At 40.5% G+C, this 14052-nt stretch carries 12 protein-coding genes; 6 read left to right on the plus strand and 6 right to left on the minus strand.

The genetic code is table 11. The features are described 5' to 3' along the window. Positions 1 to 67: 67 nt before the first annotated feature. The 3 genes from gap to ACULLH_RS14280 all read right to left on the minus strand — a co-directional run bounded on the left by gap (position 68) and on the right by ACULLH_RS14280 (position 6629). Positions 68 to 1069, minus strand: a complete 1002-nt coding sequence (gene gap, locus ACULLH_RS14270; protein ID WP_454089429.1) for a type I glyceraldehyde-3-phosphate dehydrogenase — start codon at positions 1067 to 1069, stop codon at positions 68 to 70. 20 nt (positions 1070 to 1089) lie between these two features. Then, positions 1090 to 2076: a 6-phosphofructokinase gene (pfkA, locus tag ACULLH_RS14275; protein ID WP_454089430.1), complete on the minus strand. Its 987-nt coding sequence runs from the start codon at positions 2074 to 2076 to the stop codon at positions 1090 to 1092. A 140-nt stretch (positions 2077 to 2216) separates the two neighbouring features. Continuing rightward, positions 2217 to 6629, minus strand: coding sequence for a translocation/assembly module TamB domain-containing protein (locus ACULLH_RS14280; protein WP_454089631.1), 4413 nt, complete (start codon positions 6627 to 6629; stop codon positions 2217 to 2219). A gap of 108 nt (positions 6630 to 6737) precedes the next feature. Between ACULLH_RS14280 and tsaD the strand changes: the two genes are divergently transcribed. Genes tsaD through ACULLH_RS14295 form a run of 3 tightly spaced genes read left to right on the plus strand, consistent with a single transcriptional unit; the run spans position 6738 to position 8838 of the window. Then, positions 6738 to 7760 (plus strand): tRNA (adenosine(37)-N6)-threonylcarbamoyltransferase complex transferase subunit TsaD, encoded by a 1023-nt coding sequence (tsaD, locus tag ACULLH_RS14285; protein ID WP_454089632.1) that lies wholly within the window; start codon positions 6738 to 6740, stop codon positions 7758 to 7760. Positions 7761 to 7803: 43 nt separating this feature from the next. Next, complete coding sequence (locus ACULLH_RS14290) at positions 7804 to 8133, plus strand: TfoX/Sxy family protein (RefSeq protein ID WP_454089431.1); 330 nt, start codon at positions 7804 to 7806, stop codon at positions 8131 to 8133. Further along, positions 8134 to 8838, plus strand: coding sequence for a 16S rRNA (uracil(1498)-N(3))-methyltransferase (locus tag ACULLH_RS14295; protein WP_454089432.1), 705 nt, complete (start codon positions 8134 to 8136; stop codon positions 8836 to 8838). On the opposite strand, the gene ACULLH_RS14300 is transcribed toward ACULLH_RS14295, so the two are convergent. Next, positions 8835 to 9617, minus strand: coding sequence for a DUF1223 domain-containing protein (locus ACULLH_RS14300; protein WP_454089433.1), 783 nt, complete (start codon positions 9615 to 9617; stop codon positions 8835 to 8837). The two genes, ACULLH_RS14295 and ACULLH_RS14300, sit on opposite strands and share 4 nt — an antisense overlap. Before the next feature lie 39 nt (positions 9618 to 9656). On the opposite strand from ACULLH_RS14300, the gene ACULLH_RS14305 reads away from it, so the two are divergent. The 3 genes from ACULLH_RS14305 to ACULLH_RS14315 all read left to right on the plus strand — a co-directional run bounded on the left by ACULLH_RS14305 (position 9657) and on the right by ACULLH_RS14315 (position 12597). Continuing rightward, positions 9657 to 10307, plus strand: a complete 651-nt coding sequence (locus ACULLH_RS14305; RefSeq protein WP_454089434.1) for a DUF4159 domain-containing protein — start codon at positions 9657 to 9659, stop codon at positions 10305 to 10307. 3 nt (positions 10308 to 10310) lie between these two features. Next, entirely contained in the window at positions 10311 to 11411 is a 1101-nt protein-coding gene (locus tag ACULLH_RS14310) for an AI-2E family transporter (protein WP_454089435.1), read from the plus strand. Positions 11412 to 11484: 73 nt separating this feature from the next. Continuing rightward, positions 11485 to 12597 carry a THUMP-like domain-containing protein gene (locus tag ACULLH_RS14315; protein WP_454089436.1) on the plus strand — a complete coding sequence of 371 codons (1113 nt, stop codon included), beginning with the start codon at positions 11485 to 11487 and terminating at the stop codon, positions 12595 to 12597. On the opposite strand, the gene ACULLH_RS14320 is transcribed toward ACULLH_RS14315, so the two are convergent. Further along, positions 12594 to 13319 (minus strand): M15 family metallopeptidase, encoded by a 726-nt coding sequence (locus ACULLH_RS14320; protein ID WP_454089437.1) that lies wholly within the window; start codon positions 13317 to 13319, stop codon positions 12594 to 12596. The genes ACULLH_RS14315 and ACULLH_RS14320 overlap by 4 nt on opposite strands. Further along, complete coding sequence (locus tag ACULLH_RS14325; protein ID WP_454089438.1) at positions 13319 to 14044, minus strand: carboxylesterase family protein; 726 nt, start codon at positions 14042 to 14044, stop codon at positions 13319 to 13321. Before ACULLH_RS14325 ends, ACULLH_RS14320 begins: the two co-directional genes overlap by 1 nt. Positions 14045 to 14052 lie beyond the last annotated feature (8 nt).

The following is a 14052-nucleotide window of genomic DNA, read 5'->3' on the forward strand; positions in this document are numbered from 1 at the left end:
TCAGGTTTTTGGTTGAGCCCTGAAGAGGAGCACTATCCTCTCCAGGACTTATTTGTAAGATAATAATTTATAGGCTGGCAACATACTCGGCCAAGTCTACCAATTTGTTTGAGTAACCCGTTTCGTTATCATACCATGATACAACCTTAAAAAATTTGGGATTCAATTCAATTCCCGCGCCTGCATCAAAAATGCTGGTTTGAACATCTCCAACGAAATCTTGGGAAACCACAGCTTCATCCGTGTAGCCAAGTATTCCTTTCAAATAACCTTCAGAAGCGTCTTTAAAAGCTTTTTTGATTTCGTCATATGAGGTTTCCTTTTCCAGTCTAACGGTCAAATCCACCACAGAAACGTCCGCTGTAGGCACTCTAAACGCCATTCCGGTAAGTTTCCCATTAAGTTCAGGGATAACTTTGGTAACCGCTTTAGCCGCTCCAGTTGATGCAGGAATAATATTCATTAAGGCACTTCGCCCACCTCTATAATCTTTTCTTGAAGGTCCATCCACGGTCATTTGGGTTGCCGTAGCAGCATGTACCGTGGTCATCAATCCTTCTTCAATTCCGAACTTGTCATTTAAGACTTTGGCCATGGGAGCCAAACAATTGGTGGTACAAGATGCGTTGGACACGATCGTATCAGATGCTTTTACTTCATCATGATTAACACCCATTACAAACATAGGGGCATCTTTGGATGGAGCAGAAATAACTACTTTTTTAGCTCCACCATCAATGTGGTATTGGGCGGTTTCCAAAGTGGTAAAAATACCTGTACATTCCGCTACAATATCCGCTCCGACTTCATCCCATTTCAAATTCTTAGGGTCGCGCTCGGCAGTGATACGAATCGTCTTCCCATCTACCACTAAGTTACCATCCTTGATCTCAATTGTTCCATCGAACCTTCCATGGACAGAGTCGTACTCCAACAAATATGCAAGATGCTCTACATCCAACAAATCGTTGATTGCAACAACATCCACATTATCCCTCTTTACTGTGGCCCTAAACACCAATCTTCCTATTCTACCGAATCCGTTGATTCCTATTTTTAAATTTGACATTTTACTGTATTTGGTTTCTATTATGTAGTCATTATATCTGAAACTCGAATGAGTTCTTCGTCGATTTCCGTATGTGCCTTGATGGCCTCGCTGATTGGGGTAAGAATAAGATTGTTATCCCGTATGCCAACCATATAGTTGGATTTCCCTTCCAATAGACTTTCTACGGCCTTTACGCCCATTCTACTGGCCAAGACCCTATCAAAACATGTTGGGTTTCCACCTCTTTGCATATGTCCGAGTACCGATACCCTTACATCATATATAGGCAGGTGTTCTTCAACATATTCTTTCAGTTCAAAAACGTTCTTTCCAATTTTATCTCCTTCCGCAACGATTACAATACTCGAGGACTTCCCTGATTTCTTACTTCGCTTGAGTGAATCGACCAATCGTTCCAATCCTAAGTTTTGCTCTGGAATCAGTATTTCCTCGGCACCAGCGCCTACTCCGGCATTTAAGGCAATATGGCCCACATCGCGTCCCATGACCTCAACAAAGAACAAGCGGTTATGCGAACTTGCGGTATCGCGGATCTTGTCAATAGCCTCGACTACTGTATTTATTGCGGTATCAAAACCAATGGTATAGGTAGACCCAAGAATATCGTTATCAATGGTTCCCGGCATACCCATTATTGGGAAGTTATATTCCTCATTAAACAGCAAGGCTCCGGTGAAACTTCCGTTTCCACCTATAACCACAAAAGCATCAATGCCTTCTTTCACTAATTGATCGTATGCTTTTTTGCGTCCTTCTTTGGTTCTAAACTCTTCGCAACGCGCAGATTTGAGGATTGTTCCCCCTTTGTTGATGATGTTGTTTACACTACGCGCATCCATGGGTTTAAAGTCTCCCTCAATCATTCCCTGGTATCCTCGATAGATACCTACACATTCAATATTTAAATAGGCACATGTTCGAACAACCGATCGTATTCCGGCATTCATTCCAGGGGAATCTCCGCCTGATGTAAACACTGCTATTTTCTTAATTTCTGTCGCCATTCAAAATTTTAAGAGCCCAAAACTAGGAAACTTTATTTAAAATACGAATGACTTATTAACTAATTTGTATTCAGGGAATTTCGCAAACGTTTTCGTAATAAATATGTGGAAAAATTGTGAAAAATGTAATTTGATTACGCCTATTTTTTGATTGTGTTTTTTTTCGGGATGAACCGAATCAAACTATCTTTTCCCATCACCTCAGTGGACTGTTCAGGTTTGGGAGAAACGGTCTCTTTTTTTCTTTTTTTGAACACGCGTTGCATTAATTCTTTGAAGCTATTGAAATCCACTTGATAGGAAAGACCAACTCCTTGGGTGTAACCTTGTCTTTCCGCCAAAAATTCTTGAATCTGATTTTCGCGGTTGAAAATTTTGGCGCTTAGGGTTCCTTCATCATTCAATAACACTTGAACTTCCACATCTCCGGCTACTACCGTTTCAGAAACTCCTCCTACTGGAACCCCTACCCTACCATTTACCAAAACCCTATCCGAAATTTGGGTGGATACGGTTACACCAATTCTGTCCTCGGTCAAGATATCAGCATTGCGGTCGTCATACCCCTGCTCGTATGAAACTCCTAAATTGAACTTGTCATTGTCCCCAGCCAAAATCTGGTTGAGCAGTCCCGAAGCTGTTTGTATAAGGTTACCGGTAACTGCCTGTTGGTTAATTCCCGTCTGTTCGTTGACAAAGGTACCTTGTGCCAACAAGAAAAAGGCATTACGTTCCTTTACTGTAGGATCTTGGAGAGAGTATTCCAATTCTGATTTTACCACGGAATTAGTTCTCGGAAAATCTATGTCAAAATCAATTGTAGGACTTTCCAATTCCCCTTCCAATCTAACAACAACCTCAGTTGGAATCCTTCCGCTAAATCTTTGATTGTCCAAAAGTGGAGCAGGATTTGCGTTGAGAGCGTAAACCGCTTCTAAATCTAGTTGTGCTGCCAGTGGGTCTCTTTCCCAAAGAATGGTGCCCCCTGGACGTACCTGGAACTTTTTATCGATTACACCCCCATATCTAAAGTTATACTCCCCAGTCACCGCCACAAAATCACCATACATATTGAACTTGCCATTGGTATTGATCTCAATCAAAAGAATTCCTTCCCCCGTTCCTTTTAGAGAACTCCCTGTATTTTGGTCCACAACGATCTCCACTTCTGCATCAGGTGTTACAGCAAGGTCAAAAGCCATTTCCAGACCTTGATAATCTTGCAGCGTTCGTTCTTCACGGAAAGATTCTGAGGTTCCTTTTTCAATAAAGTTTATAAAGGAATAGTCACCAACACTGGTTACATCACTTAAGGGTATTTTTAACGACGTGCCTTTGGCCGTGGTCGCATCCACAGAAATATTAAGTGCATCCGTGGAACCATAAATACTACCGGTTCCATTTATAAAACCAGCACCATAATACAATGCCTCCTCATCAAATTCGGTGTTCAAAATCATGAAGCGATTGTTCTTGGTGTCAACATCCAAATCAAGCGACCAGTCACCAAATCCTGTATGGTTTATGGTTCCATCCAAGGTGGCGGTGGTACCTTCTTCAACGTCGGAAAGGCGAATATTCTCAAAATAGAAGGTCTGATCAAAAAGACGAACCCGTGAATATGGTGCAAAATTGTAATCCACATTAAGGTAGGGTATACCAATTCCTGCATCATTTAAGCTAAGGGTGCCATTTATGGAAGGGTTCTCCACGGCGCCGGTGATTTTAGCAAACCCATCCAGCTTTCCTCTTATATTGGAGATAACATCTTCTCCCAAAGGACTGAAAGGTTCTAAATCAAAAGCGGTGAAGTTAGCGGCTAAATCAAGTTCCCGCTTATTATTAATATTGGTCACCTTTCCATTTACGCTCATCTTCTCCAGGCCATTTTGATTCAACCAGGTGCTTACCCCAAATTGTGATAGGTCGTTATTTCCGAAAATTCCAATTTCAAGGTCACCCAATCGCCTGTTGTTCACACTGAAATCTGAAATATTCAAACTAGAAGTTGGTAGATATTTACCATCCTTTTGCAAAATATTGAGAAAACCATCAACAGAACCATCAAGTTTTAGGCTGTCCACCACAGGTGTAATCTTATTCAAGGAGACTATCTTAAACTGAAGGTCCAGGTCTTTATAGGTTGAATCCGCCAATTCTCCCCGAAGTCGAATCTGTTCCCTGTTTTCATTATCCATGACCACATCCTCAATTCGAATACTGTCCAAAGTCCTGTTAATAATGACCTTGTTTTTATTGTTGGCGTCCTTATTCAGCACCCAGGTGTTCCCCTTGAAGTTAATATCCGATTTTTTGAGTCCGATGACCGATTTATTCTCCTTGTTGAAGGTATGGTAGAAGTTTAGGTTATATCTGTCATCGTATCCCCTTCCTCCTTTAAACTCCGTTCTAAAGAATAGGGTATCCTTCAAGGTAGTATTGATCAAGTTGAAGTCCTTTACATCATAATAGATTGTTGACATGTCCTCAACGGCCACAAAAGTGTTGAATAGGGGGTTCTTATTGTCGATTTTGAGTTCAATATTGTCAAATTCATTCCCATAAGCCTTTATACTGGGCGATTTAAAAGTCAGTTTAAAGTCTCCTTCATCTGAAACAATATTTCCGCGGATAAATGTATTGGCGCCAAAAACGACCTCTGGAAAGAACACATCCACAATCTTATTGTAAATCTTAAAATTAAAGTTCAACCGCTGTCCTTCTGAAATTTCAAATGGTTTGTAATTGGTATATATGCTTCCTATTGAGTTCTGTATCAACCTTCCAAGCTCATTGACCTTGAATTTCCCCTGGGCATAGCCGGTAATGATATCTGGTGAGTTTATCTCGATGGTTCTTGTGGTATCCTGATCAAACGACGAGGAAACCGCAAAATCCTCAAAGTAATATGTTTGGTTGATGTTTTGGTAGGTAGTGTTCGAAAAGCGAACTTGACCAATTATATTGTCCAAGGAACTTCCTTCAATATCCATATTTAGATTCCCCTTAAAAATGGACACGCTATCGTTGATGAAATTGAGCTTTTTTAGATCCGCATGGTCCACCGAGGCTATAAAGTTGAATTTGTTTACCTCCGAACCAAAATCCGCCAACCCCTTAAAATCAAATTTGAAGTTTTCGTCACTACTTACCAAGGACCCATCAAAGAGCTGGTCCTTCAATATCCCTGAAACCCTCAAGTTATTGTACATGTAATTATTGTACTCCAATTTATATACTTCCCCTATGGCCTCGGTATTCAAGTATTCCGAGATAAAGCCTTTTCCTTCTACATTTACATCCAAAGTAGCCAGTCCCAATTGTTCGTCCTCCACGAAATCCCCTAAATCAAAATCGATTAATGAGATAAAACCAATATAAGATGCATCATCTATGGTGTGTATATTTGTCATTTGAAGGTCAGCATAACTACTTCCAATGTCCGTATTCAGATTTATTTGGACATCCAACGAAGTTTCCGTGACTTCTGCATCACCCCGAATGGTGAATTGTCCCAGTTTTCTGAACGATGCTGGAATGCTCTTTCCAAGAATGTTTGGTAAGATTGACCGAAGTTGATAATAACTTGACGTAAGATTTTTCATGTCAGCCCTCATTATAAATGGAGCTTCTTTACTGAACATGTTATCAAACTCAAAATCTCCCCGAATCCCAGTGTTCTCAGATTGGATGAACAGGTTTTTAACCTTAAGTCGATTAAGCACCCCGCTAAAGCTTCCGGCAAGGGACAATTGTTTATTCTGTCCAAACTCGTTGTAAAAACTATTGACCTCATTCAACGCAATGGTGGATTCATCAAAATCCGCTTCAATTTGCACCCGATCAATAAATTCGGCCAAATCCTCACGATTATAGTTGAAGGTCATATCCCCTCTTAGTTCCGACTCTTTCGTCTTGATTCTTAAAGAGTCAAACCGCATTTGTTGCTTGGTATACTTAAAATCTGTTGAAAGTTTTTCAAGCGCAATACCTCTTTTGCTCATCAAGGAGAGGTCTTCAATATTAATGGAAACATCTGGACCTAAAATCTGAAAATCGGTCGCAAACACCTCCATATCGGTAAAATTCAGGGTCTCCTCTGTTTCCAAATTCTCATCGGACAATCGGAATCTACCCTCGGAAATCTGAATTTCATCAGAAGACATAAAAAAGGGCGGTGTTCCAGGAGCCCTGGGTTGACCATCATCTAATTTGTCGACAAAGACATCCAAATTCGTGTCTCGCTCCCCTTCGTAAGTTTTTAAATTCAGAAACAGTCCCTCGACATCAATATCTCCAAATTCCATTTTACCATTCACCATGTTTCGGATGTTCAAAATGGAAGTAGAGAGTTTTCGGATATACGCTAGGGTATCCTTTTTATAATCCTCAACATAAATACCCTTAATGCCTGTGTTCAGATTGAACAATGACAATCCTAAACGATCAATCTGAATATTGGTTCCAAATTCTTCATTGAGCGATTCGGTGGCATATTTTGCCATCTTGGTCTGCACGGCCGGTAGTGAGAGAATCAAGGAGCCCAAGACCATAATCAGCAGAATAGCCAATAGTATGCGAAGCAGTATTTTCCGAAGTTTTCTGATAGGGCTTTATGTTTTACCTTTGCTCGACCAATTTTTGTTCCAAAATCAGTGGCAATCAAAAAAAATTACATTCTTGCAATAGAATCTTCTTGCGACGATACCTCTGCAGCGGTATTGTGCAATACAAAAGTATTGAGTAATGTGGTGGCTACACAAGAAATACACAAGCAATATGGAGGTGTTGTCCCAGAATTGGCTTCTAGGGCACATCAACAAAATATTGTTCCAGTAGTACATCAAGCTTTAGCCAAAGCAAATATCGATAAAAAACAACTATCGGCCATAGCTTTTACAAGAGGTCCGGGGCTTATGGGATCACTACTTGTTGGAACCTCATTTGCCAAATCGTTGGCCTTGGGCCTAGATATTCCCTTAATCGAGGTAAACCATATGGAAGCCCATATTTTGGCCCATTTCATTGAGGATGAAGGGATGAGTGCTCCAGAATTCCCTTTTTTGGGACTGACCATAAGTGGCGGACATACCCAGATCGTTAGGGTAAACAGTTATTTTGATATGGAAGTTCTTGGTGAAACTTTGGATGATGCTGTTGGAGAAGCCTTTGATAAAAGTGCCAAACTCATGGGACTTCCCTATCCTGGAGGTCCTTTGGTGGACAAGTATGCCCGTGAAGGGAATCCAAAAGCATTTCCATTTCCCAAACCCAAGGTAGATGGTTTAAATTTCAGTTTCAGCGGGTTAAAAACAAGCATCCTTTACTTTCTTCAACGCGAAGTCCGGAAGAACCCTGATTTTGTATCTGAAAATATCAAAGATATTTGCGCTTCGGTCCAATATACCATTTTGGAAATCCTGATGGATAAATTGAAACTTGCCGTAAAACAAACCGGAATAAAGCAAGTCGCCATTGGTGGTGGCGTTGCAGCAAATTCCGGGATAAGGGCACGACTTAAAAAAGCTGAGGAAACAATGGGCTGGCAGACCTTTATCCCCAAGTTTTCCTATTGCACCGACAATGCGGGCATGATAGGAATTGTTGGGTACTTGAAATTCTTGGAAGGAAAGTTTACCGACCAAAAGGTTGCCGCCAAAGCGCGTTACAGCATTGGGAGTTGATTCATTTCCTTGATTTTTAAGTTTGAACCTTTAACTTTGAGTTATGGCTTACAACGAAGAATTGGCTAAACGCATTCGACATGCAACAGCATTATTTCCTGAGGATTTCGCCGAGAAGAAAATGTTCGGGGGAGTTGCCTTTTTATACCAGGGAAAAATGACCGTGGGCCCGGTCAAAAATGATTTGATGGTTCGGGTCATTGGCTCCAAAATGGAAAACATACTGCAACAAGAACATGTTCGGCCTATGGATTTTACCGGAAAACCGATGAAAGAATTCATTTTCGTGTCTCCAGATGGTTTTAAAACCGAAGAACAATTACAAAAATGGATAGAATTGGGCCTGGAGCACGCAAAAAGTAAATTGAAATAAATGCAACTCTTCTATAATCCGACACTCGATAATAGCTTTAAGCAGTTTTTCTTTCCTGCGGAAGAAAGCAAGCATATCGTGAAAGTGCTTCGCAAAAAGGAGGGCGATATTTTGCATATCACAAATGGCAAGGGCTATCTTTTTGAAGCTGAAATTTTGATTGCTGATCTGCGTAAGTGCAAAGCGCAAATCATTTCTGAGGAGAAAAGTATTCCCAAACGTTATCAGCTGCATTTGGCAGTTGCTCCTACCAAAATGAACGACCGATATGAATGGTTTTTAGAAAAAGCCACCGAGATCGGCATCGATGCGATTACGCCCATAATTTGTGAGCATTCCGAAAGAAAGACCCTAAAATTGGACCGCATGGAGCGTGTTTTGCAGTCCGCAATGAAGCAGTCGCTGCAAACCTTTTTGCCAAAGCTGAACCCTCCCATTTCCTATAAAGAGTTTCTTCAACAAGAGATAAAGGGTTTAAAGTTTATAGCGCATTGCGATGAAGGTGAAAAAATGGAATTGAAAAGACGGGTTGCCGCAGACAAGGATGTCACTATATTAATTGGTCCTGAAGGAGACTTCAGCGCACCTGAAATCACGCTTGCACTAGAAAAAGGATTTGTTCCTGTCTCCCTTGGCAACACCCGTTTACGAACAGAAACCGCTGCCATAGTGGCCTGCTCCACAGTTTCCATTATCAACAATTAAAGCTTCACTGAGGCTTTTGCGGCAGCGGTTACATCAAGATTATCATCCTCAACAAGCAGCATCAAGGTCAAATCTTCACCTTTTGATACAATGCTTGGTATGGAGACGGAGGATTTTCCTCTTGATGAATGTAAAGGGATATATTTTTCAGCAACAACAATATTGCTGTTCTTTAAAGTTCGGTTTCTGTTTTCGCCCCGTTTCACCGAGGTGGTTCGTTCATCCAACACCAAAACCGCACGAAGTTGTTTCCCTTCCTTTGTTCCTTTCACATCAAAGTCAAATGAGATTCCGAAATCGGACGCCACAATATTTTTTAGCGCAACATTGTTTTCGGATTTTCTGGTTTTGTATGCCGCAATTTTGCTGGCAAGTTTTGAACTATTTGACCCGACAAAGTGTTCCTTTCCGTTTACCACCAATTGTGGGGTATAGTTGCTTCTGTATCTAAATTTTCTATTATAATCCCTTTGCTTTTTTGTGTATGCGGATTTGCTGAAAGGATCATCCCATCCGATATAATTCCAATAGTCCACATGATATGACAGGGCAAAAACCTCATTGGGGTGTTGTTTTTTAGCTCTTTCCAGTAATACATCAGCTGGGGGACAGCTTGAACATCCTTGCGATGTAAAAAGTTCCAATACCACGACGGGCTCGTATATCCCGGTCTCAATTTTTGTTTCTTCTTTTCCCTTATCTTCTGCTCTCGCAGCATAAAGCGCGATCAAAGACATTCCAAAAAACACAAATGAAGGAATTAAGATTTTTTTAAACATGAATACTGTACTTTTGATTACATAGTTATTCGCACCTACATGAGACAACTTACCCTGCTATGCTGCTTTTTAACTTTTTTTGTGATTGGGCAAAGTCGTGCACAGCAAATAGCCATTCTTAAATATGGAGGTGGTGGTGATTGGTACTCCAATCCAACTGCATTGCCAAATCTCATTGCATTCTGCAACAATAACATCGGCACCAAAATCAACTTGAAGCCGGAAACCGTGGAGGTCGGAAGTGTATCCATTTTTCAATATCCTTATTTACATATGACCGGGCACGGTAATGTGTTCTTTTCGCAGGAAGAAGCCGAAAATTTAAGGACATACCTTCTCTCTGGAGGTTTTTTGCACATAGATGATAATTATGGCATGGAACCTTATTTGAGAAGGGAACTGGAAAAAGTATTTCCTGAAAAACAGTTGGAAGAACTTGGAGCGGACCATCCCATTTTTAGCCAAAGTTTTGCTTTTCCCGAGGGATTGCCCAAAATACACGAGCATGATGGCAAGAGACCCCAAGCTCTGGGAATTTTCGAAAAGGGCAGATTGCTGTTATTGTTTACTTTTGAAAGTGATCTAGGAGATGGTTGGGAAGATCCATCCGTTCATAACGACCCCGAGGAAGTACGGTTAAAAGCATTGCAAATGGGTGCCAATATTTTGGAGTACGCCTTTAAAAGTTAACGCATGAGTTCAAAAATAATAGCAAATGGAATATTAAGGGCAGTAGCCATAATTACCGGTGTGGTACTATTGGCCTATTTTCTTTTCAAGATTCAATCCGTACTGGCCTATTTGGCCATTGCCGCGGTGATAGCTCTACTCGGTAGGCCCGTGGTTCTGTTTTTAAGAAGAAAACTGAAGTTTCCAAATACCCTGGCCGTGATTGTGACCATGGTTTTTATGTTGGCCATTTTTATGGGGATACTCGCATTGTTTATTCCGCTCATTTCGGAACAGAGCAAGAATCTTTCCTTATTGGATATTGATGCCCTCAAGGGGGATGTAAATACCCTGTACCTTCAAATTTTGGAATATTTCGGTGCTTCAACAGATCGGGTGAACGACCTTATACACGATACAGAACTCGAAAAGAATGTTTTGGAAGGATTGGATTTAGGCTTCATTCCTAACTTTCTGAACTCCTTTGTAAATACATTAAGTAGTTTTAGCATTGGTCTTTTCTCGGTGCTTTTTATTTCCTTTTTCTTTTTAAAGGATAGCAAGTTGTTCCAAAATGGGATGCTGATTTTTGTCCCGGATAATAAAGAAAGTAATCTTGTAAAATCGGTTGACAAAATCAACGGATTGCTTTCAAGATACTTCGCAGGGATCTTGTTACAGCTCTTTATTTTGTTTGTCATTTACACCATTGCGTTGTTGGTCGTTGGAGTTGAAAATGCCATTGTAATTGCATTTTTGTGCGCCCTGTTCAACATCATTCCCTACATCGGTCCGATCATCGGTGGTGCCATCATGATCACGCTCACAATGACCAGTTTTTTGGGGGCGGATTTCAGCACGGTAATTTTACCAAAAGCGCTCTATGTTTTGATAGGTTTAATCATCGGTCAGCTCATCGATAATTTCTTTTCGCAACCCTTTATTTTTTCCACAAGCGTTAAATCCCATCCGCTTGAAATCTTCCTGGTCATCATTATTGCAGGACTCGTTTTTGGAGTCGTAGGAATGGTGGTCGCTGTACCCGGATATACCGCTATAAAGGTAATTTTGAAGGAGTTTTTGGCCGAAAATTCGTTTGTGAAAAAGTTAACTAAAAATTTATAGTATCAGTTTGAATAAATTGATATTAAATACTGGTGTACAGAATTTTATAGAAAAAAATTGGAGCACTGACATCGTGTCAGTTTTGCTTAAAAAACCTATTTTCGAGGGAATTTCTCAAAAAGAGCTCTCGGAACAGCTTGAAGCCAAAAAAAAGTGCAAGGAAAAGCTACCTACTTGGTTCAATACAGCTAGTATTTATTACCCTAACAAATTGAATATTGAGCAAACCAGTTCAGAACAAACTGCTGCTTACAAAGCGGGGTTGGTGGACGGGAAAATGCTGCTTGATGTGACCGGAGGATTTGGTGTTGACAGTTACTTTTTTTCAAAGAAAATAGATACTGTTTTTCATTGTGAAATCAATCCAGATTTAAGTGAAATCGGTGCGCACAATTTCCAGATTTTAGGTCGAAAAAACATCTCCTGCATTTCCAAAGATGGCATTGAATATTTGAGGGAATCCAGTCAAAATTTTGATTGGATTTATATCGACCCCTCACGTAGAAGTGACCACAAGGGAAAAGTTTTTTTATTGAAAGATTGTATCCCGAACTTACCAATGCACCTTCCTGCAATTTTCGAAAAAACTGACAACGTTCTGGTCAAGACTTCTCCCCTCTTGGATATCTCCCAAGGGTTAAAAGAACTTGATTTTGTAAAAGAAGTCCATGTGGTTGCTGTGCGAAATGAAGTAAAAGAATTGCTTTTCGTATTGGAAAAAGGATTTGCAGATGATATCTCAATTAAAACGGTCAATCTTATTCAAGACAATGAAGAGACATTTCAATTTGTATTTCATCAAGAACAGGAAGCGACTACAACCTTAGGTTCTCCTGAAACCTATCTGTATGAACCCAATGCAGCCATTCTTAAATCTGGGGGATTCAAATCGATTGCCAATACCCTTGCGGTTAAAAAATTGCATCAGCATTCCCATTTGTATACATCAACCCATTTGATTGATTTTCCAGGGAGAAAGTTTAAAATTGAACAAGTGTTACCCTATTCCAAAAAGACGCTAAAAGACACAGGTTTTGGCAAAGTGAATATCACGACCAGAAACTTCCCAACTTCAGTAGCAGAGCTTCGCAAAAAACACAAAATAAAGGACGGTGGGGAGCACTATCTTTTTTTTACAACAGATTCAAACGATAAGCTAATCGTATTGGTTTGTAAAAAGATTTAATCTACGCATTCCCATTTAAAGTTAGCCACTCTATCATTTGAAGCATCAGACAAATTGTAATGCCACCACTCTGTTCTGATGGACCAAAAGTTAAAGGACTCCATTGTTTCTTTTAGTAATTTTCTGTTGTCAAGAATGGTTTGGGGAAGGTCCAAATTATCATGATACGCTCGCTTTCCAAAAAAATCGAAATCCGTTCCCATGTCCAACTCATTTCCCTCCAAATCAACCAAAGTAATATCCACAGCACCTCCTTTGTTATGTATTGAACCCTTGACTGGGTCTGCCACATATTGCGGATTGGACACAATTTCCCACATTTTGTACTGCACTGAATTCGGTCTATAACAATCGAAAAACTTGATTTTCACCCCCTTTTCCATAAAGGCCTTATTTGCCTTAATAAGTGCTTTGGCAGTTTTTACACGGGTATAACATTCGGGACAATCATACACCTTGGCTTTTAGAAAATTATTCTCTGTAGCATATCTCATATCATATGCAAAATCATCGCTGAAGTCAGCCAATCGCACGAAGGTGGTGTCCGCCAAACCTTCAAATGATTTCAATGTCCTATCCTGAACGGGTTCTTTGGCCACTGTATCCAGCATTACCTCTTTTTCTGCTTCAGAATCTTCTAAAACCGTGCTTTTAGAAACATTTTCATTCCTTTTACATGCACATAAAATGATGGCTGCGGTGAATACAATAAGTTTCTTCATCAATCTCGCTTTTGTTGGTTAAACCATGTGTACAGGGAATCGTTCATATAAGCTCTGCTCCATGAATTATGGCCAACCCCTTTGTACCGGGTGTACTTCACATCATAGTTCATTTGCTTCAGTTTGGCGACCATTTTATCGGATTCTTCCACCGAAATCACTTTATCCTCGTCGCCATGGAACACCCAAATTGGCATGTTTTTGTCTATCCAATGGGCGTAAGGCAAAGGAGTCATACCACAAACCACGGCCATGGCAGCAAATCTTTCGGGATATTGGGTGGCTAGGCTCCATGCTGCACCTCCTCCTCGACTCAAGCCAGTAAGATAGATTCTTTTCCTATCCACTCGATTGGTTTCAACAACCGAGTCCAACAGCTGCATCACAGCCTCCGTGTTCCACCACTTTTTCTTATGCGGATTTTGTGGAGCCAACACCAAAAATGGGAATTGTTTCCCTTCAACCAAGAGCTTGGGTGGACCATTTTCTTTCACTTCCTCCAAACTACCACCTGCTTCGCCTCCTCCGTGCAAAAACAACAACAGCCCAAAGTCTTCGTTGTTATCCGAATCGTATGCTTCGGGATAGTACAAATAATACTTTAGGTTTTCGGTATTTACCGTTTGAATTTCATCTTCAATGAGTCTTGATTGGGCGGCGCAACCGTTCAATAAAAAAAGGCTAAGAAACAAAAAAGATACCCGGAGCATTCTTGGTAATCGCATGCCCTAAG

This window comes from Flagellimonas sp. 2504JD4-2, from assembly GCF_053642935.1.

Coding starts and splice junctions, on each gene's coding strand:
- ACULLH_RS14290 (WP_454089431.1), top strand. CDS start 7,804: ATGGCTTACAACGAAGAATTGGCTAAACGCATTCGACATGCAACAGCA.
- ACULLH_RS14295 (WP_454089432.1), top strand. CDS start 8,134: ATGCAACTCTTCTATAATCCGACACTCGATAATAGCTTTAAGCAGTTT.
- ACULLH_RS14320 (WP_454089437.1), bottom strand. CDS start 13,319: ATGAAGAAACTTATTGTATTCACCGCAGCCATCATTTTATGTGCATGT.
- pfkA (WP_454089430.1), bottom strand. CDS start 2,076: ATGGCGACAGAAATTAAGAAAATAGCAGTGTTTACATCAGGCGGAGAT.
- gap (WP_454089429.1), bottom strand. CDS start 1,069: ATGTCAAATTTAAAAATAGGAATCAACGGATTCGGTAGAATAGGAAGA.
- ACULLH_RS14300 (WP_454089433.1), bottom strand. CDS start 9,617: ATGTTTAAAAAAATCTTAATTCCTTCATTTGTGTTTTTTGGAATGTCT.
- ACULLH_RS14310 (WP_454089435.1), top strand. CDS start 10,311: ATGAGTTCAAAAATAATAGCAAATGGAATATTAAGGGCAGTAGCCATA.
- ACULLH_RS14305 (WP_454089434.1), top strand. CDS start 9,657: ATGAGACAACTTACCCTGCTATGCTGCTTTTTAACTTTTTTTGTGATT.
- ACULLH_RS14325 (WP_454089438.1), bottom strand. CDS start 14,044: ATGCGATTACCAAGAATGCTCCGGGTATCTTTTTTGTTTCTTAGCCTT.
- ACULLH_RS14280 (WP_454089631.1), bottom strand. CDS start 6,629: ATGGTCTTGGGCTCCTTGATTCTCTCACTACCGGCCGTGCAGACCAAG.